This is a genomic window from Leptospira kanakyensis (assembly GCF_004769235.1).
GTDB lineage: Bacteria > Spirochaetota > Leptospiria > Leptospirales > Leptospiraceae > Leptospira_A > Leptospira_A kanakyensis.
This window is the reverse complement of sequence record NZ_RQFG01000005.1, coordinates 1,205,660-1,225,649: the sequence shown is the minus strand read 5'-3', so window position 1 is coordinate 1,225,649 and position 19,990 is coordinate 1,205,660. Positions and strand designations below refer to the sequence as shown.

General features: G+C 39.2%; 17 protein-coding genes. 13 read left to right on the top strand and 4 right to left on the bottom strand.

Going from position 1 to position 19,990, the window contains the following annotated elements; genetic code table 11:
* Position 1 precedes the first annotated feature (1 nt).
* Positions 2–472 (top strand): YaaR family protein, encoded by a 471-nt coding sequence (locus EHQ16_RS06430; RefSeq protein WP_135634570.1) that lies wholly within the window; start codon positions 2–4, stop codon positions 470–472.
* 4 nt (positions 473–476) lie between these two features.
* Entirely contained in the window at positions 477–2,303 is a 1,827-nt protein-coding gene (locus EHQ16_RS06425; protein ID WP_135634572.1) for an ABC transporter transmembrane domain-containing protein, read from the top strand.
* Here EHQ16_RS06425 and EHQ16_RS06420 read toward each other — a convergent pair.
* The 3 genes from EHQ16_RS06420 to EHQ16_RS06410 are packed head-to-tail and all read right to left on the bottom strand — an operon-like array spanning position 2,277 to position 4,675.
* Positions 2,277–3,173 carry a ParB/RepB/Spo0J family partition protein gene (locus tag EHQ16_RS06420; RefSeq protein ID WP_135634574.1) on the bottom strand — a complete coding sequence of 299 codons (897 nt, stop codon included), beginning with the start codon at positions 3,171–3,173 and terminating at the stop codon, positions 2,277–2,279. The genes EHQ16_RS06425 and EHQ16_RS06420 overlap by 27 nt on opposite strands.
* A 4-nt stretch (positions 3,174–3,177) precedes the next feature.
* On the bottom strand, positions 3,178–3,939 hold the full coding sequence (locus tag EHQ16_RS06415; RefSeq protein WP_100743669.1) for a ParA family protein: 762 nt from the start codon (positions 3,937–3,939) through the stop codon (positions 3,178–3,180).
* Positions 3,932–4,675, bottom strand: coding sequence for an RsmG family class I SAM-dependent methyltransferase (locus EHQ16_RS06410; protein ID WP_135634576.1), 744 nt, complete (start codon positions 4,673–4,675; stop codon positions 3,932–3,934). The genes EHQ16_RS06415 and EHQ16_RS06410 overlap by 8 nt, the downstream gene beginning before the upstream one ends.
* Before the next feature lie 58 nt (positions 4,676–4,733).
* Here EHQ16_RS06410 and EHQ16_RS06405 point away from each other — a divergent pair, with 58 nt between their 5' ends.
* Positions 4,734–5,459, top strand: coding sequence for a hypothetical protein (locus tag EHQ16_RS06405; RefSeq protein ID WP_135634578.1), 726 nt, complete (start codon positions 4,734–4,736; stop codon positions 5,457–5,459).
* 330 nt (positions 5,460–5,789) lie between these two features.
* On the opposite strand, the gene mnmG is transcribed toward EHQ16_RS06405, so the two are convergent.
* Positions 5,790–7,664, bottom strand: coding sequence for a tRNA uridine-5-carboxymethylaminomethyl(34) synthesis enzyme MnmG (gene mnmG / locus EHQ16_RS06400; RefSeq protein ID WP_135634580.1), 1,875 nt, complete (start codon positions 7,662–7,664; stop codon positions 5,790–5,792).
* Positions 7,665–7,832: 168 nt separating this feature from the next.
* Between mnmG and EHQ16_RS06395 the strand changes: the two genes are divergently transcribed.
* From EHQ16_RS06395 to EHQ16_RS06350, 10 genes are all read left to right on the top strand, one after another.
* Positions 7,833–8,756 (top strand): branched-chain amino acid transaminase, encoded by a 924-nt coding sequence (locus EHQ16_RS06395; protein WP_135634582.1) that lies wholly within the window; start codon positions 7,833–7,835, stop codon positions 8,754–8,756.
* A 6-nt stretch (positions 8,757–8,762) separates the two neighbouring features.
* Positions 8,763–9,695, top strand: a complete 933-nt coding sequence (locus tag EHQ16_RS06390) for a hypothetical protein (RefSeq protein WP_135634584.1) — start codon at positions 8,763–8,765, stop codon at positions 9,693–9,695.
* Between the two features lie 217 nt (positions 9,696–9,912).
* Positions 9,913–11,238, top strand: coding sequence for a chromosomal replication initiator protein DnaA (gene dnaA, locus EHQ16_RS06385; protein WP_135634586.1), 1,326 nt, complete (start codon positions 9,913–9,915; stop codon positions 11,236–11,238).
* A 246-nt stretch (positions 11,239–11,484) separates the two neighbouring features.
* On the top strand, positions 11,485–12,603 hold the full coding sequence (gene dnaN, locus EHQ16_RS06380; RefSeq protein WP_135634587.1) for a DNA polymerase III subunit beta: 1,119 nt from the start codon (positions 11,485–11,487) through the stop codon (positions 12,601–12,603).
* Positions 12,603–13,706, top strand: coding sequence for a DNA replication/repair protein RecF (gene recF / locus EHQ16_RS06375; RefSeq protein WP_135634589.1), 1,104 nt, complete (start codon positions 12,603–12,605; stop codon positions 13,704–13,706). Before dnaN ends, recF begins: the two co-directional genes overlap by 1 nt.
* Complete coding sequence (locus tag EHQ16_RS06370) at positions 13,703–14,026, top strand: DciA family protein (RefSeq protein ID WP_135634591.1); 324 nt, start codon at positions 13,703–13,705, stop codon at positions 14,024–14,026. Before recF ends, EHQ16_RS06370 begins: the two co-directional genes overlap by 4 nt.
* A 78-nt stretch (positions 14,027–14,104) precedes the next feature.
* Positions 14,105–16,024: a DNA topoisomerase (ATP-hydrolyzing) subunit B gene (gene gyrB / locus EHQ16_RS06365; protein ID WP_135575817.1), complete on the top strand. Its 1,920-nt coding sequence runs from the start codon at positions 14,105–14,107 to the stop codon at positions 16,022–16,024.
* Positions 16,025–16,043: 19 nt separating this feature from the next.
* Positions 16,044–18,569, top strand: a complete 2,526-nt coding sequence (gene gyrA / locus EHQ16_RS06360) for a DNA gyrase subunit A (RefSeq protein ID WP_135634593.1) — start codon at positions 16,044–16,046, stop codon at positions 18,567–18,569.
* A 9-nt stretch (positions 18,570–18,578) separates the two neighbouring features.
* The gene (locus tag EHQ16_RS06355) at positions 18,579–19,592 is read left to right on the top strand and encodes a tRNA dihydrouridine synthase (RefSeq protein ID WP_135634595.1); all 1,014 of its coding nucleotides are present in this window, start codon (positions 18,579–18,581) and stop codon (positions 19,590–19,592) included.
* Between the two features lie 11 nt (positions 19,593–19,603).
* Entirely contained in the window at positions 19,604–19,987 is a 384-nt protein-coding gene (locus EHQ16_RS06350) for a PilZ domain-containing protein (protein ID WP_135634597.1), read from the top strand.
* Positions 19,988–19,990 lie beyond the last annotated feature (3 nt).

The following is a 19,990-nucleotide window of genomic DNA, read 5'->3' as shown; positions in this document are numbered from 1 at the left end:
TATGATCATCCAAAACAACAACCCTAAGTCGGTATCCACTCAGGCAAAAAAAGGATCCAAAGAAAAACTCTCAGGTGCTTTAGGATCTGTTGATGAATCCAAACAAAGTTTTTTAGATATTTTAGAATCCATTGTTCCCTCTGGAAAAGAAGAAACCAGAGAGCTGAATGAACTTTGGAAAGATTTACCTGATTTGGAAAAGGAACTGATCAAAGATCCTAACCACAGAAACCTCGAATCTTACAAAAAACACATCAAACAAATTGCCGAACTAATCCTTAAAAAAAACTACAAGGTCATGCAAGCCCCACAAAGAGGACGAAATGACCAAAAAGACGTACGTTATGTAAAGGTTGTGGATGAAAAATTGGACCTACTCGCCAAAACTATGTTTTCTCCCAACAACAGTGCTTTCGTGATTTTGAAACAATTAGATGAAATTAGGGGTCTATTGATTGATCTAAAAGGATAAATCTTTGCATACTCCAGACCGCGCTAAGTCAAAAAATCTCCGTGTCCTCTCTAAAACCTTTTCCTATTTAAAACCCTACAGACTCCAAATGACCCTTTCCTCACTGGCTCTCCTTTTTACTGCCGGAGTGACTTTGGGACTAGGACAGGGGTTACGCCATTTGGTCGATGCAGGATTTTCAGCCAGATCAAAACAAGAATTAGGCTACTCACTTGCCTTTATCATTTTAGTTGGAATCTTCCTTGCGATTGGAACTTACATTCGTCATTACGCAGTTTCTTGGATCGGAGAACGAGTCGCCTCAGACATTCGAAGGGATGTGTTCAAACATATCATCTTCATCCACCCCAGTTTTTTTGAACTGAATTCTCCCGGTGAAATCCAATCTCGGATCACAACGGACACCACACTCATCCAAACGGTAATCGGATCTTCCGCATCCATTGCCCTAAGAAATGTTTTGATGTTTGTCGGTGGAATTATTTTTCTTTTTATCACCAATTCAAAACTCACGATGATTGTTCTCTTCAGTGTACCTTTCATTGTGTTCCCAATTTTGTTCTATGGAAAAAAAGTAAGGAATTTATCCCGCACCACTCAGGACAAAATTGCAAGTATTGGAACTTACGTCAGTGAATCCCTTCTCAATATAAAAATCCTACAATCCTTCCACCACCAAGAAGAAGACATTGAAAAATTTTCAAACACTGTTGAAGCAGCCTTCGATGTAGCAGTGGCCCGCATCAAACAAAGAGCTCTTCTGATTGCTGCAGTCATTCTTTTCATCCTTACAGGAATCAGTGTCATGTTATGGATTGGTGGAACTGATGTACTCGAAGGAAAAATTACCGGAGGGGAACTCATCGCTTTTTCTTTCTATGCGATCATGGTAGCCAATAGTGTCGGCGCCGTTTCTGAAGTTCTCGGTGATTTACAAAGAGCAGCCGGTGCCACAGAACGATTGATGGAACTTCTTTTATCAGAATCTGAAATCAAAGATCCAAAGTTTCCAAAACCAATCGCAGACGTACTACTTCCAACGGAAGGGAATGGATCTATATCTCTCAACGGCTCTTCTAAACAGAAGGGATTAAAAATCAATTTGGATCATTTGGAATTTTCGTATCCATCTCGTCCGGAACACAAAGCCATCCGAGGAATTCATTTAGAAATTCCTGCCAACAAAACCACAGCTCTTGTTGGTCCCTCTGGTGGTGGAAAGAGTACACTCTTTGAACTCATCCTCAGATTCTATGATCCCACTGCAGGAAAAATTCTTATCGAAGGTGTGGATCTAACAGAACTTACCTTAAAAGATTTACGCTCCCTCATCGGCTTTGTTCCCCAACAACCCATTCTCTTTAGTGGAACTTTGCGAGAGAACATTGCCTACGGAAAACCGAATGCAAGTTTTGAAGAAATCGAAAAGGCTGCGGCCAGTGCTTATGTTACGGAATTTTTAAACCAACTCCCGAATGGGTATGATACCAACCTAGGACATTTAGGAACAAGACTCTCTGGCGGACAAAAGCAAAGGATCGCGATTGCAAGGGCTATCCTTCGTAACCCAAGAATTCTATTATTGGATGAAGCCACTTCTGCTCTCGATTCGGAATCAGAACAAATGATTCAGCGTGCCTTAGATTTTTTAGTGAAAGAGAGAACTACGATTATGATTGCTCACAGACTTTCCACAGTTGTGAAATCAGATCAAATAGTGGTAATTAAAGAAGGGGAGATTGAGTCCGTCGGAACCCATGACGAACTCATTCGAAAAAGTGAATTGTATGAGCGACTAGCGAAACTACAATTTCACACCGAGCTGCTCTAAAATTCTTTCCATGTCATTTAGGTTGGCGTAAGAAAAAACAATTTTCCCTTTTCCATTCGTTTCATTGTGGGCCACTTCCACTTTGGAACTGTATTTGTTTCTGAGTTTGGATTCTAGTTTTACAATACTCGCATCTCGTTTGTCAGCACCCATAGAAGAGGACTTTGATTTTTTATCTGGGTGCAAAAGATTAGAAACAAAGTTTTCTACCTCTCGAACATTCCAACCTTCAGCGATTACTTTCTGACCCACTTCCAATTGTTTTTTAGGATCAGGGATAGAGAGAAGAGGGCGGGCCTGTCCTTCCGAAAGTTTTCCTTCCTTCACTAAGTCTTGTAATAATTTAGGAAGAGATAGAAGACGAATTAAGTTAGAAATGGTAGCTCTGTTTTTTCCCACACGAGTCGCAAGGTCAGTTACCTTTAACCCCCGTTTGTCGATAATGGCTTGGTAAGCCAAAGCCTCATCCATTGGATTGAGGTTTTCTCTTTGGATATTTTCAATGAGGGCAAGTTCCATCATATCCGCTTCAGAAAGATCGCGAACTATCGCAGGGATTTTTGCAAAGCCTGCAAGTTTGCATGCGCGTAATCTTCTTTCACCAGCTACCAAAAGAAATCCTGAACCCGATGGATTCTTTTGCACAACAATGGGTTGGATCACTCCATGTTCCGTAATGGTATTGGATAACTCTTGGATGGAAGCATCAGAGAATTGTTTTCTTGGTTGGTGTGGGTTTGGTAAAATTTCTGTGACTTTAATTTCTCTTAGGCCCGTTTGTTCCTCTTTAGAAATCTCAACGTTGTTTTCATTTACAGGAATTAAATTCCCAAGTCCTCTTCCTAAAACTTTACCTTTGCCGAGTGCCATAACCTTATGCCTTCCCTACAATTTCTTCCGCTAAACTTTTATAACTTTTTGCACCCACACCATCTGGATCATAATAGTTGATCGGTTTTCCAAAAGAAGGTGCTTCTGATAATTTTACATTTCTTGGAATGACGGTTTCATATACTTTCTCTTTGAAATAGTTGCGAACATCTTCCGCCACTTGGTTTGCTAAGTTAGTGCGTTTGTCGTACATCGTGAGAAGTACTCCTTCGAGTGCTAGTGATGGATTCCATTGCGACTGCACGAGAGATATAATTCTCATCAGTTGTGAGAGTCCTTCGAGAGCAAAGTATTCTGTTTGCAAAGTGATCATCACTGACTGAGAAGCACAGAGGGCATTGATAGTAAGGACACCGAGGGAAGGTGGGCAATCGATTAGAATATAATCATAAGATTCTTTCACAGATGCCAGAGCATCTTTCAGCTTGAATTCCTTTCTTTCCATTCCAAGGAAATCCACTTCCAAACCGGAGAGGTTGATGTTGGAAGGAATGATATCCAAATTGTTTACGAAAGTTTTTTGAACCGCTTCTCTTGCAGAGAGTTCTCCAATCAAAACTTCATAAGTTGTTTTTTGTAAAGACTGCACTTCCAACCCAAGACCTGAGCCTGAGTTTCCTTGCGGATCGATATCAAGGAGCAAAACCTTCTTTCCCAAATCAACAAGATTGGATGCCAAGTTTATCGCTGTTGTCGTTTTACCGACTCCACCTTTTTGATTACTGATAGAAACAATTTTACCCATTCTTGCTTTTCGTCTCCTTAACGATTTCTTTCCAGTCGCGGGGGAATCCCTTTTTGGGAAGGGAATTCTTTTGTAGTATTTTTATATGTCTCTTTCCCACAAACTCTAATTCGGGAATGGGAATTTCTTTTTTCATAAAGAAACCATTGTTGCTAAGAACCTCTGTTTCTTTTTCTAAATCCTGGTAGGGTTGTGCAAGGAAGGGACATAAGATTCCTTTTTGTTTTACCATTCGTGTTGTGACTTCAGCAATGTAGGGATAGGGAACCATTGCTCTGGAAGTGACTACATCAAAATTGGAATTAATTTCTTCTGTTCGTGCGTAGATAAACTCCACTCGTTTTTTGACTTTAGAAAGACTTCCTGTTTCAATTTCTGTTTCGAGAAGTGCGAGTTTTCGTTTTTGAGAATCTACGAGGAAAACATGCGGTGCTTTTTTCAAAAGGGCAAAAAGGAAGCCGGGAAGACCTGGCCCCGTTCCTACATCGGCTATATTTGTTTCACGTGAAACATACCCGGTAACTTTCAGTTTCCAAACATAGATCAGAGATTCGATAATATGTCTCTCGAGAATCTTCTCTGAATCATTTCGAGAAAAGAATCCACCTTTCTCGTTGTCTCGTTTCAAAAACTCGTAAAAGTTTTTTACTAATTCCCAATCAAACTCTGGCTCCAACTTGGGGAACAGATCTGGGATGATGGCTTGGATTTCTTCTTGGATGGTTTTTTCTGACATAATCGTATTATCGTTTTAAATGAATTCGCCGATGTCTCCTGTAGGAGAACTCTTTTCCATGATTCGAATCATTAGTTTTTTAATCATCCTTTCCTTTCCTATTTTAGGTTACACTCCGGGCAAGTGGTCCCACAAAGATGCATACCTATTTAAAAAAATTAAAAAAGTTCCGAACAAAGAGATCGTCCGTAACGGCGAGGGTCAGGTTGTTTATGTCGCTGAATACGAATACAACAGCGACGGAAAATTAATCACCGAAACTTATTCTGATAAAGAAGGAAAGGGCGATGGTAAAACATCTTTCCGTTATACCGATGGTTTACTTTCGAGCGAAGAAGTTTATGACAACGGTGGTCATCTAGTCGAACGAAAAGATTTCCAATTCAAAGGTCGTGCTTTGAAAAAGATGAATGTGAAGGATGGAGAGGGGAGACTACTGATTGTTTATTCGATCGAGAGCGATGGTGAAGGAAATATTTTTGCCGCTGAAGGTAAAAACTTAGAAACCAAAGACAATGAATCTTTCCGATTTCAAATCGATCCCAAACGTCCCAATGTTCAAATTCAATATCTGACTGATGACAAAAAGAAAGGTCTTGGTGAAATCCATTTCAAGTTTGATGCAAAAGGTAACCTAGTGGAGAGAGAATTCTTCCAAGGTGAAAACCGCCGTGTGCATAAACTGAAATACAAAGCGGATGGAAGTCTGGAGTCACATTCGTTTCACGTGAAACAAGGGGACAACTGGATTCTCGAAAAGACCCACGTGCTCGTTTACGAATAGATAGATTTTCAAAAAGATTGTAGGGATCGTTCTAACAATCAAAGGTTCAAATTCGGTGATTTGAAAACATAGAATGGCTGAGTGTTGATATTAAAAAAACTCTCAAAGAGAAAGAGCAAAAGGTTTATCTGAATTCAAAGTTTGATTTCAGATAGTTAAAAGTTCTAATCATTAGTCTTTCAAAATCTGCCTTTGAGATTCTGCAATACAACTCAAAAGGTTTTTAAATTGGGAAGATCGATTCTAAGAAAATCATAAATAAAGAAAGCCAAGAAGGAATATCCCTCTTGGCTTTTTGATTTTAGGGAAGGTTGTTCGTTTGTCTTTGTGTTATCGTCTGTCCACCAAATGATAGAGGAGAAGATCCACATCAGAGGGATCCACTCCAGAGATATGAAGAGCATTTTCTAAATTCATCGGTCGGTGTTTTTCTAATTTCACGACTGCTTCTGTCTTCAAACCTTTCACACTTGCGTAATCAAAATCATTCGGGATCTGAAAGTTCAAAAACTTCTTACGGTATTCGATGGTCTCCAACTCTCGTTTCAGATAACCTTCGTATTTGACTTCCATTTCCAAAACTGCTTTCTCATCTTCATTTAGGTTTTGAAGTTCAGGAACAAAAGTTTCGATGTCTTCGATTTTGATATCAGATCGTTTTAAAAACGAAGCTACTGTGTGACCGAATTTATAATTCTCAATTTTCTTTTCTTCCAAAACTTTTGTGAGTTCTTCTGTTGGCTTCATCGACGTTACAAACATCTGGGTTTTGATTTTATCGATCCGAGCGTAACGATCTTTCATATCTGTATAGAGAGACTCGTCTACAAGTCCCATCTCATATCCGTACTGCATGAGTCTTTGGTCGGCATTGTCTTGGCGTAAAAGCAATCGATACTCGGCACGACTTGTGAACATTCGGTATGGATCTTCCACACCTTTGTAAACCAAATCATCCACAAGAACTCCAATGTAAGATTCACTTCGTTTGAAAAGAATTGGTTCTTCTTTTCTTACAGAACGAATCACATTATAAGCAGCCACAAGTCCTTGGGCTGCGGCTTCTTCATACCCAGTGGTTCCGTTGATTTGACCTGCATGATACAGGCCTTTTACTTTTTTGGTTTCGAGAGTTGGGTTTAGTTCTGTTGGATCTACAAAATCATATTCGATGGCGTAACCCGGGCGCATGAGCTCCACTTCTTCCAAACCTTTGATGCTTCGAAGAAACTTCCATTGCACTTCCTCAGGCAAACTTGTGGAAACACCGTTGAGATACATCTCGTTGGTTTCATATCCTTCCGGTTCGATAAAGATTTGGTGACGGTCTCTTTCTGCAAACCGAACCACCTTATCTTCAATTGAAGGGCAATACCTTGGGCCAATACTTTTGATCTGACCGGAATACATCGGTGAGTATTCTAAGTTTTGTTTGATGAGTTCATGAGTGGTGTCATTTGTGTAAGTGATGTAACAAGGAATTTGTTTTCGATCGATCTTACTAGTTGAAAAAGAAAAGGGGCGCGGGTTCTCATCACCATCTTGCACATCGAGTCCATCAAAGTTGATAGAATTTTTATGAACACGAGCCGGAGTTCCCGTCTTTAATCTTCCGAGTCGCAATTCAAAACGAGCGAGAGTGTGGGATAGACCTTTGGTTGTAGGTTCCCCAATCCGACCTGATTCTTTTTGGTAAGTTCCAATATGAATCACACTCGAGAGAAAAGTTCCTGTAGTTAGGATCACATGATTTGTATAAAAAGTGAAACCACGACCTGTGATGACACCAGTCACTTGGTTTCCTTCCACAATCAAATCCTCAACTGTGTCTTGTCGGATCGAGAGTGTTTGTAATTTTTCCAACTGGTGTTTGATCATGAGTTGGTATTGTTTTTTCTCAGCTTGTGCACGCGGCGCCCAAACAGAAGGACCCTTCGATGTGTTTAACATCTTAAATTGAATTCCGGTTTGATCAATCACTCGACCCATCAGTCCACCGAGTGCATCCACTTCGCGAACCATATGTCCTTTTGCAATTCCACCGATCGCAGGATTACAACTCATCTGTCCAATAGTATCCAAGTTCATCGTGATGAGTAAAGTTTTGAGTCCTGCTTTGGCAGAGATATAGGCAGCTTCTGTTCCGGCATGACCGGCACCAACAACGATACAATCAAATTGGTTGGGATAAAAGGATGGATTCATATTATGTCTTCTTAGTGATTCAGTTCTTAAAAATTGCGAGGGAGTGGGATCAGAAAATCTACTCCTTAGAACGATATCAAAAGCATCGGCCTATGCTTCGAGAGAAAAAAAGATAAAATTCATTTTCTAATTTTGAAACTTCAGAAGATTGGAAGGATAGGAATCTCAATGGCTCAGAATTCATTCCCTTACACATACTTTGAAGGAAAGATTGTTCCTTCCGAGGACGCGAAAGTCAGCGTCCAAACCCACGCCTTACAATATGGGACAGGTGTCTTCGGTGGAATCCGCGGTTACTACAACGAAGCTAAAAAAAATCTTTATGTCTTCCGATTGCCAGAACATTGCAAACGACTTGTGAACTCCACAAAGATCATGCAGCTGCAGATCGAAATCACACCGGACGAAATCCAATCCATCATCTTGGATCTGCTTCGTAAAAATGAAGCCAAACAAAATGTATACTTAAGACCTTTCATTTACACTTCTGCCTTACAACTTTCGCCTCGTTTCCATGACGTAAAAGCAGACATCACAGTTTATGCTTTGAAGTTGGATGACTATCTCGATACACAAAACGGACTGACAACCATCGTTTCTTCTTGGCAAAGATTTTCTGATAACCAAATTCCTACTCTTTCCAAAGTGAGTGGTGGGTATGTGAACTCCGCTCTTGCAAAATCAGAAGCCGTTCAAAATGGAATGGATGAAGCTATCTTTTTAGATGCGAGAGGATTTGTATCAGAAGGTTCTGCGGAAAATCTTTTTATCGTTCGTGATGGAGTGATCCATACACCAACCATTCCTTCTTCTATTTTAGAAGGGATCACTCGTCGTAGTATCATTCAAATTGCAAAGGACTTAGGGATCCAAGTTGTGGAAAGAGACATTGCTCGTTCCGAACTTTATATCGCTGATGAATTATTTTTTTCAGGCACTGGTGTGCAAGTGGCTTGGGTGAAAGAAGTGGATCGTCGTGTGATTGGAAATGGAATCATCGGACCCATCACCAAAAAAATCCAATCGATCTTTTTTGAAGCGGTTCGTGGTGAACAACCAAGTTATATGAATTGGCTGACACCGGTATACTAAAGACCAATGGCTGATGCTTTGTTTTCATTCGACCAAGTGTCAGGCCAAGATGTTGCACTGACTTACTTAAAATCTTTTTTAAATGATAGGTCACGAATTCCTGGATCTATCATTTTTTACGGACCCGATGGAGTGGGGAAGTGGACAGCCGCTGAAAGATTCTCGAGACAACTTCTTTGTTTAGAGGGAACCTCTTGTGGGGTTTGTGATTCTTGCAGACAATTTATGAAAGGAGTCCATCCTGACTTCATTCAATTTCCTAGAAGGAAAAACATAGCCATTGGAAAAGAAAAAGATCCAGAAGACTTCACCATCCGTTGGTTGTTGTCAGCAAGGATTCCTTTCAAACCACATACATCAGATTACCGTGTGGTTTTATTTCCAGAAGCCAATCGAATCAATAATGAAGCAGAAACCACTCTTCTAAAAACTTTAGAAGAACCTCCAGCACATACAAAGTTCATACTCATCGTGAACGATTTAAAAAATTTAAAACCAACCATTCTCTCTCGATCAGTTTGTGTTCCCTTCAACTATCTCCCACAGGATGAAATCAAAAAAATTCGTAGAAACGAAATGACCGAATCCAAGCTTTATTATGGTGGATCACTCAATCCATTTGAAATCTCCGATGAGTTTTTGGAAGAATGGCATGAGAACGTCAGAGAACATTGCCACGATTCCATTTTATTATTCAAATTGGAAAACTGGGTGCGTGACCAACTCGGAGAATTTCGCTCCAACAAAGAAGGGCTTACGGGAATTGATTTTTTAGAAATGATTTGTTTGTTACTTCTTTATGAATACAGACAAAAAAACTTTGAAGCAAATGTAGGAAGGATTGAAGCCATCTTAGATTTTAAAATGAAACTTCATTATGAAATTCCTGCACTGGAATATGTTCTTTTATCACAATTGTTTTTACGTTTAACCACATAGATAAAAAAGGCTGATAGTTATTAAAAAATCACCAATCGAAATAAAGAACACCTAACAAGAATTATAAGAATAAATTCTGTCAATTCAAATAAGGGACATAATTTTTTTATTCGGTTCGACTATTTTTTGTAGTTTGGAGCGTTTTCGGATTTTTCATTTGAATTCTACCTACTTGCTAAAAGTATAGTACCCGATTTCACATTTAGGGCGGGGAAGCTTGGAAAGACGTTGGGAAGAAATTTTAGAAGAAATATCGAAACAGATACCTCCCAAGTACTTTTCTAATTTCATTGCACCACTCAAATTCGATAAATCGGAGAACCAGGTGGTTCACCTGACTGCTCCTTCCACAGGAATCAAACGTCATGTGGAAACCAAGTATACAAGTTTCATTGAAGAAGCCGTTTATCAAGTAGTAGGTGATCGTTTTCGTGTGTCGATTCTTGCGGAATCAGAAACTTCTACACAGATTTTTAAGGAAGTCATCCAATCCAAATTTGATGAATCCGACTCGGATCTAAATCCAGAGTTTATTTTTAGCAATTATATCACTTCCGATTCCAATAAGATCGCTTATACAGCCGCAAAAAGTGTGGCAGAACAACCTGGAAAATACAATCCACTGTATATTTTTGGTCCTGTGGGCGTGGGGAAAACGCATCTCCTCCATGCCATTGGAAATGAAATCAAAAAGAAAGATCCCTGGAAGACAGTTCGTTACGTAAACAGCACTTCCTTTTTAAATGAATTTATTTTTACGGTTCGTCAAAACAATCGCGAGTCACTCGAATCTTTCAAAATTCGTTACCAGTCGTATAATGTTTTACTCTTTGATGACATTCAGTTTTTAAATGGTGGGGCTGAGAAAACCCAAGAAGAGTTTTTTGCTCTTTTCAATTTCCTATACGACAGAAAACGCCAGATTGTCATTGCCTCAGATAGACCAAGTTACGAACTCCCGTTACACGAAAGGCTCAAATCTCGATTCGTGCATGGTCTCCAAGCCGATATCAAATCCCATGACTTGGCCCTTCGAATCGAACTTTTGCGTGCCAATTTTTCAGAATTCAATATTCCTGCGAGTGACAAACTCCTCCTCTGGCTTGCCGAACGATTGGAAGGAGATTCAAGAGCTCTCATTGGTATCGTAAACGATTTGGTTCTATACAAAAAGGCTTATGAATACTTTTTGCTTACGGAAGAAAAAATTCAGGAAATTGCAGAAGCTCGTTTTCTGACGAATAAAAAGCGAATTGGATTCAGCCCCGACATGGTCATTGATCTTGTCTGTGAAAGGTCCAATGTCGCGCGCAAGGATTTACTAGGAAAAAGTCGGAAAGCGGATTTTATCCCACCAAGACATCTTTGTATGCTCCTCCTGCATGACGTCCTCCATGTTCCGAAGGCACAAATTGGAAGAATTTTTTCAACCACACATTCGACCGTCATCCACGGAATCGATAAATTCAAAGAACGTATGAAAACAGATCCACAATGGGAAGACTTGTTTCATACCATCAAACACAAGATAAGTTTCCAATAACCTGTGATTAATCCGACCATTACCTGTCGATAAACTGTCGATAGGACATAGTCAGTCCTTATTGTCCCTTAAAATTTCCACAACCTGTTCAAAGTGACATAAATATTGACAGTTGCAAAAAGGAAAAAACCTGACATAATTCAATAAAAATTGATGTTTCCAGGCTTTATCGACATACTGACAGAACCAACGGAAACGACATAATATATATAAAGATATATAATATAAATAAGAAGAAGAGGAAAAATGAAATTCACTGTCAATACTACAGAATTCCTAAAAGCAATCAACTCAGTGGATGGAGTCATCTCTGTTCGAGAGATTAAATCGGCTCTCTCCAATTTGAAAATCCAAACGGGAGACAATGAAGTTTATCTTTCTGCGACAGATTTAGAGATCGCAATCAAAACTTCTGTTCCTTCTACCATTGGAGAAAAAGGAACTGCATCCTTACCGGCTAAACAACTTTCGAGTATTTTTAAAAATCTAAACTTTGATACAAGTTTACTGACTACTACTGACCAAGCAGAAAACTCTGAGACAACGATCACTGATGCTTCAGGAAAGATGGATACTAAGTTTAAAGTGAATGGTATTGATTCTGAAGATATCAAAACCATTCCTAAAGTTGATGAATCCAGTGTGGTTGAGTTTCCTTGTCAAACCATTCGTGAGATGTTTCGTAAAACTTCTTATGCCATGGCAATTGAAGAAACTCGTTTTGTTTTTAACGGTCTCTTTTTAAAACCAGATGATACTAATCTAATTGTTGTGGGAACCGATGGACGTCGTCTTTCTAAAATTGTTCGTAAGTTTCCTAAACAGTTTCCATTTAAAAATGGAGTGATCATTCCTCACAAAGCAGTTCGTGAAATGTTAAAAATGATGGAAGGAAAAGAAACTGCAAAGATTGGATTTGTTGAAGAACAAATTTATGTTTCCTCTGGAAACGTAGAACTTCTTTTCAAACTGATTGATGGAAACTTTCCAGATTACGAACAAGTCATTCCAAAACAAACTTCGGAATCTGTTCGTGTGGTAAAAGCTGACTTTTTAACTTTCTTAAAACAAGCTTTGATTTCTGCAGAAGAACCATCGAAACAAGTTCGTTTGGCTTTTACAAAAGGAAATGTGAATATCAGTTCTTCTAATCCAGGAACTATGATGTTTGATCACAATATGCCAATTGAATACAATGGAGAAGCAATCACCATTGCATTTAAAGGTGATTATTTGAGTGATGTAGTCAAAGCTGTGGATGATCCAGAAGTAATTTTAGAATTCACAACTTCTAGTGCACCGGTTCTTTTTAAGGATCCATCGGATAGCGACTTTGTTTCTGTCATTATGCCAATGAAACTTTAATGTTTCTAAAGAAAATTTACATAAAGAATTTTCGGAATCACGAAGAAACAGAACTTACATTCAAATCACGTCTTATCTTTTTTATTGGAAACAATGGAGAAGGTAAGACAAACCTACTCGAATCCATTTCACTTCTTTCTTATTTAAAAAGTTTTCGCGAATCAGACCAAAACCAACTCCTTCGTTGGGATACAAAAGATACCTTCATTCGGGCTGAATTTGAATCCGAAGAAAATGAGTATTTATTTGAATATGGAATTGAACATTCTTATTCCAAACGAAAGAAACTAAAAGTCAACGGCGAAGAGTTTAAAAAAATTTCTGACTATGTAGGATACTTTCGTTCGATTGTGATGAGCCCACCTGATATTCTCATCATTGAAGATGGGAATGTGGAACGTCGCCGTTTTCTTGATGCCTTTATATCATCCACCAATCGGTATTATTTAAAACAACTCATTGAATATGATCGTTTGGTAAAACAAAGAAATGCGGCTTTAAAAAAAGAAAATTCTTCTGATCGTGAAATTGGAATTTGGGATGAACCCATCATTGAACATGATGCGGAAATTCGTGAGATTCGAACGAAAACCATCGAGAGCCTTGCCGGATACTTTCATAAAAACTTACAACAGTTAAGTTCTGGAAAAGATCCGTTCTTTTTAACTTACAAACCTAATATCGCATCCAAAGAAGAACATAGACAAAAACTAACCGATAATCTACGTAAAGACAGAGCCATCGGTTATACGAGTTGCGGTAATCATCGCGACACACTTCCAATTGGATTTGATGATAAAGATTTGAGTGGTTTTGGTTCCCAAGGCCAAAAACGAAGCGCTGTCATTGCTCTGAAAACCGCCTGTTTTCAAATGATCCGAGACACAACGGGAGAAGCACCTGTCCTACTGATTGATGATATCATTCGGGAACTGGATGTCAAAAGAAGGGAATACTTTGTGAATTTGATTTCAGAATGTGGACAGGCATTTTTTACCACCACAGATTTGGAAGGAATTCATGAATATGTCGGAAACCTAACACTTGATAAAGAAATCTACCAAGTGGAAGGCGGAAAAGTGAAGGTGTTTTTAGAGAAATGAAAAAAGTCGAACTCTCAGAACTCTTCCAAAGTTTGGAAAAAATGGGTATGGATAGGGAAGCTGTCTTCCGCGACCAAATTCTGAAAACCATTCGGCTACGTTGGAACGAGATTGTTGGCGATTATTTTGGGAAACAGAGTTTTCCGAAATCCATTGAAGGAAAAAAACTCACAGTTGTTTGTCGCCATTCGATGATTTCCCAGGAATTGGAGTTCCAAAAAACCGAAATTTTAACAAAAGCAAATGTAATTACGAACCCAGTTTTATTGGAAAAAATTCAATTTAAAACAGGAAACGAATTCCAAAATCCCAGGTCTTAAGTCACTTAAATCTCCCCGATTTCACTTGCCCTTCGAGGGACTTTCTAGGATACTTCCTATAGGGTATCTTATAAATCTATGTCCAACCAAACCGATCCAAACGCCTATTCAGCCTCGAAAATCAAGATCCTAGAGGGTCTAGAAGCGGTCCGAAAACGTCCCGGAATGTATATTGGAACACAAGATGAATCCGGCCTCCATAAGATGGTTTATGAGGTTGTGGATAACTCTGTGGATGAGGCAATGGCTGGCCATTGTACAGAAATTGATGTCCGCATTTTGCCAGACCATATCATTGAAGTTCGTGACAATGGTCGCGGGATTCCAACAGGAATTCACCCGGATAAGGGTAAGTCTACCATTGAAGTCGTACTAACAATTCTACACGCCGGTGGTAAGTTTGAGAACGATGCTTATAAAGTGTCTGGTGGTTTGCATGGGGTAGGGGTTTCTGTGGTGAACGCTCTTTCTACTTATTTAGAAGTGGAAGTCCACCAAGATGGAAAACTCCATTACCAAAAATACCAAGCTGGTGTTCCTATCGAAGATGTAAAAATCATCGGTGATACAACTCACCGCGGAACAGTCGTTCGCTTTAAAGCAGATGATACCATTTTTACCACTGTTGATTTTTCTTTTGATACCCTTTCTGCAAGATTTAGAGAAATTGCCTTCCTAAACAAAGGGTTACTCATTCGCATCGAAGACCAAAGAAAAGAAGAAGTTGCGAAACACGAATTTAAGTTTGATGGTGGGATTGTTTCTTTTGTGGAATACATCACAGATGCAAAACATCCCTTACATAAGGTTTTGCACTTTGTAGGTGAAAAAGAAAATGTTTGGGCAGAAATTGCTCTTCAATACTGCGATACCTACAGCGAAAACATTTTTTGTTTTACTAACGCTATTAATAACAACTTAGGTGGAACCCACTTAGAAGGTTTTCGAACTGCCCTTACGAGAACTCTCAATGACCATTTAAAGAAAGACCAAATCCTTTTTAAAAAACAACCAAACGGCTTACAAGGGGATGATATCAAAGAAGGCCTTTGTGCTGTGATATCGATCAAAATTCCGCAACCACAGTTCAACTCACAAACAAAAGAAAAGTTAGTGAATGCAGAAGTGAAAGGTCTTATGCAAACGATCACGGGTGAAGGTCTCAATCGTTTCTTTGAAGAAAACCCTGCTGTCATCAAAAAGATTTTAGAGAAATGTATTCTAGCTTCCAAAGCAAGAGAAGCAGCAAGACGAGCTCGCGATCTAACAAGACGTAAAACAGTTTTAGAAGGTGGCGGCCTTCCTGGGAAACTCGCCGATTGTTCCGAAAAAGATCCAGAACATTGTGAGTTGTATCTTGTCGAGGGGGACTCGGCAGGTGGTTCCGCCAAACAAGGTAGGGATCGAAATACGCAAGCAATCCTTCCGCTCAAAGGTAAAATTCTAAACGTAGAAAAAGCTCGTTTGGACAAAATTTTATCAAATGAAGAAATTAGAACCCTAATCACTGTTATGGGAACGGGAATCGGTGATGATGAGTTCAATATCGATAAACTTCGTTATAAAAAAATCATCATTATGACAGATGCGGACGTGGATGGATCACACATCCGAACACTATTACTTACTTTTTTCTTTCGTTACATGAAACCAATCATTGAAACAGGTTCGCTCTTTGTTGCACAACCTCCGTTGTATCTTTTGAAATTTGGACGCGAAGCAGTTTATGTTTATTCGGATCGTGAGAAGGATGAAATCCTCAAAGCAAGACCCAATGACAAAGTAACGATCCAAAGGTACAAAGGACTCGGGGAGATGAATCCGGAACAACTTTGGGACACAACAATGGATCCAAAAGAACGAGTTATGTTACAAGTAAAGTTACAAGATTTTGTAGAAGCAGAGGATACATTCAATATCCTTATGGGGGACGAAGTGTCTCCTCGTCGTCGTTTCATTGAAGCGAATTCATACAAAGTTGCAAATTTAGATCTTTAATCGGAATTAGGATAGAAAAATGACCGAACAAAACGGCCAAGAAAACGAATCAAACAAAACCTTAGCACTCAATCTTTCCGGTAGACCAGACGTAGCCGGTGCTCTTAAATCCGGTGTGCGGGTCATTCCGGTGGAAATTGAAGACCAAATGAAGGAAGCTTACCTTGATTATGCGATGAGTGTGATCGTAGGTCGAGCATTACCCGATGTTAGAGATGGATTAAAACCAGTTCATAGACGAGTTCTCCATGCGATGAATGAAAGAGCTTGGAGATCAGATCGCCCTTATGTAAAATCAGCGAAAATTGTTGGGGAAGTGATTGGTAACTACCACCCACATGGTGACTCTCCTGTTTACGAAACCATGGTTCGTATGGCCCAAACATTTTCCATGCGAGAAACTCTGATTGATGGTCAGGGAAACTTTGGATCGGTTGACGGTGACAATGCTGCGGCTTATCGTTATACAGAAGCTCGTCTTACTAAACTTGCCGAAGAACTTCTCAAAGACATTGAAAAAAATACTGTCAGTTTTTCACCAAACTTTGATGATACGAGACAACAACCGGATGTATTACCAGCTAATTTTCCAAATATTTTAGTTAATGGTTCCACGGGGATTGCCGTGGGTATGGCAACGAACATCCCTCCGCATAACCTAAAAGAATCGGTAAATGCTGTCATTGCTCTCATTCAAAATCCTGACATCACACTTCCAGAACTGATGAAGATCATTCCGGGACCTGATTTTCCAACAGGTGGAACGATCATTGGTGGAGAAGGTCTCTACCAAGCATACGCTACTGGAAAAGGATCCATTCGCATTCGTTCCAAAGTAGACATCATTGAAAACAACAAAGGTCGCGAGATCATTGTTGTGAATGAAATTCCCTACCAAGTAAACAAAAAGAACTTACTTGAAAAAATTGGGGACTTGGTGAATGAAAAGGTCATCGAAGGAATCTCAGAAATTTTAGACCTTTCGGATCGAAAAGGAATTCGAGTAGAGATTCATGTTAAAAAAGATGCCAACGCACAAGTCATTTTAAACCAACTTTTTAAACTCACTCAATTACAAGTGAGTTATGGGATTACAATGCTTGCGATTTTAAACAATCGCCCTAAAATCTTTTCTTTAAAAGAAATTCTAAAATCGTATGCAGATCATAGAAATGAAGTCGTTATCAAACGAACTGAATTTGATTTAGACAAAGCATTAAAAAGAGCTCATATCTTAGAAGGTCTTCGTATTGCTCTCGATAATATCGATGAAGTGATTCGTATCATCCGTGCTTCCAAAGATGTGAAAGAAGCACAAAGTTCCCTCATGGCTACCTTTTCTCTTTCTGAAATCCAAGCGGATGCCATTTTGGAAATGCGTTTGCAACGTTTAACTTCTTTAGAAGTTCAAAAGATTATCGAAGAATTGGAACAAGTGAGACTTCTCATTGCTGACCTAGAAGACATCCTTGCCAAACCAGAACGAGTGAAATCGATCATTTGTGAAGAACTTGGAAAGGTTGCCCAATCTTTCGGAAACAATCGCGCTACAGAAATTAGTTTAGAGTCTTTGGAATCCTCAACATTCAACGCAGAAGATTTGATAGCTGATGAAGAAGTAGTGGTTCAGTTATCAGAAGATATGTTCATCAAACGCCTTCCAATGGATACGTTCCGTCGCCAAAAACGTGGTGGAAAAGGTGTTCAAGGGATCTCAACAAAAAGAGAAGACTTTGTTAAAAAACTAAGCAGTGCGATGACTCATGACAACTTAATGCTCTTCTCTAATAAGGGACGAGCCTTCCTTATGAAAGTTTATGAATTGCCGATTGCTACTAAAGAAGCACGTGGAAAATCTCTCAAAGCAGTGATCAACTTAAATGATGATGAAATCATTACTTCTTTATTTACATTCCGAAACTTTGATGAGTCCTATCTACTCATGGTGACAAGAGATGGATTTGTGAAAAAAATTCAATTGGATGAATTCACAAATACTAAAAAATCCGGAATCATCGCCATTGGCCTTCGTGACGGTGATGAACTCATTGATGTGATTGCCAACCCAAGTAACTACGATGTGTTTATTGGAAGTAAAAATGGTCTCGCAATTCGAATGAATTTGAATGAACTTCGTTCGCAAGGTAGAACGGCCTCGGGTGTGACTGCCATGAAGTTAGAAGACGATGATGCCATTGCAGGGATAACCAAAGTAGAACCAGGAACAAATTTATTCTGCGTCTCCGAAAACGGATTTGGAAAGAGAACTGATTTTGAGGAGTTCTCTACGAAAGGTCGTGGTGGGAAAGGAATGACCTACTTGAAAATTGGTGAAAAAAATGGACGAGCTGTGGGGATCGCTTCTGTAAAAGAAGAAGATGAACTACTCGTCATCACACAATCAGGAATGGCCATCCGTGTCGAAGTCAAAACCATTTCCATGGTGGGTCGTTCGGCTATGGGTGTCAAAGTTGTGAATACCAAAGATGAAGACTTTGTAAAAGACTTCGCTGTTGTTAGAGATTCAGAATCCGAGTCGGAATAAAGAGGAATTATGATTACCATCGGGGGAGTGACTATCAAAGGTGATGTTGTTCTTTCTCCGATGGCTGGTATTTCTGACAGTCCCTATAGACAAATCACAAGAAGATTTGGTTCGGCTTTTGCTTATACGGAGTTTGTATCCACTGAGCAGCTGTTAATGGGAAATACAAAGTCATTAGATATGTTTCGTTATTTAGAAACAGAACGGCCAATTTTTTTTCAAATTTTTGGATCAGATTTAGAAACAGTAGTCAATGCCTCAGAAATTGCGGCCTCAAAAAAACCCGATGTGATTGATTTAAATATGGGATGTTCCGTTGCCAAAGTTTCGCACCACGGCTCGGGTGCCGGGCTTTTAAGAAATGTTCGTTTGGCTGGGGCTATGGTTGAAGGAATTCGGAAAAAAACAAACCTACCCGTCACTGCAAAGATTCGTCTTGGTTGGGATTCTAATTCCTTAAATTATTTAGAAACAGTCAAAGTATTAGAAGGTTCGGGTGTATCTGCCATTTCTGTTCACGGAAGGACAAAGGCCATGGCTTATACTGGTTTTGCTGATTGGAATGCCATTGGTGAAATTAAATCCAAAGCAAATGTTCCCATTTTCGGAAATGGTGACGTAGCCAGTTTTTCAGAAGCGTTGAGTAAGAAAAAGGCTTTTGGAGTGGATCTTGTTCTAATTGGGCGCAAGGCCATTGGAAATCCTTGGATCTTTTCTGAGAGAACAAAGGAAGAAGTAAGTTGGTTAGAAATCAAAGAAGTTATCTTGGAACATTTAAATTTAATGTTAAATTTTTATCCTTCCGAAGATGATTACGCTTTGATACTTTTTAGAAAACATTTTATACGATATATAGAAAATACTGGTTTCCCAGAGGAAACAAAAAGAGAACTTTTAGCAATCACAAATGTGAATCAATTTATAGATAGATTAGAGTCCGTGCAAATGGATTCTAAGTTTTTGGAAACAAGCGAAATAAAAAACGAGAATATCAACTGTGAAACGTTTGTTAGTCTCGCATAAAGGAAGTTAAAATGGCAGATTCGAAACAATCAATATTTTCTGATAGTTATAGTAAGTATGGTGGAGCAAAACAAAAACGTAAAGATGCAAGGGTAAAGTTAGACGTACCTTGTACTGTAGAACTTATCAAATCGAAAAATTCTGCAGTCACTGGACATCTTTCTGATTTGGGAACGGGGGGACTTGCTTTTCAAACCACCGCTATCTTTTACGAAGGGGATCAGGTAAGGATTCAGTTTTCCCTCCATCAAAATCCATTAGAGATAATTGGAACGGTGCACAGAACTGCAGGAAAAACAACTTCGGTGATTTTCCAACCTTTGGCAGCAGCGGAACATAAAATTGTTCAGGAATTCATTCATAAACATTACTTTGATCCAAAACTAAAAAAGTAATTT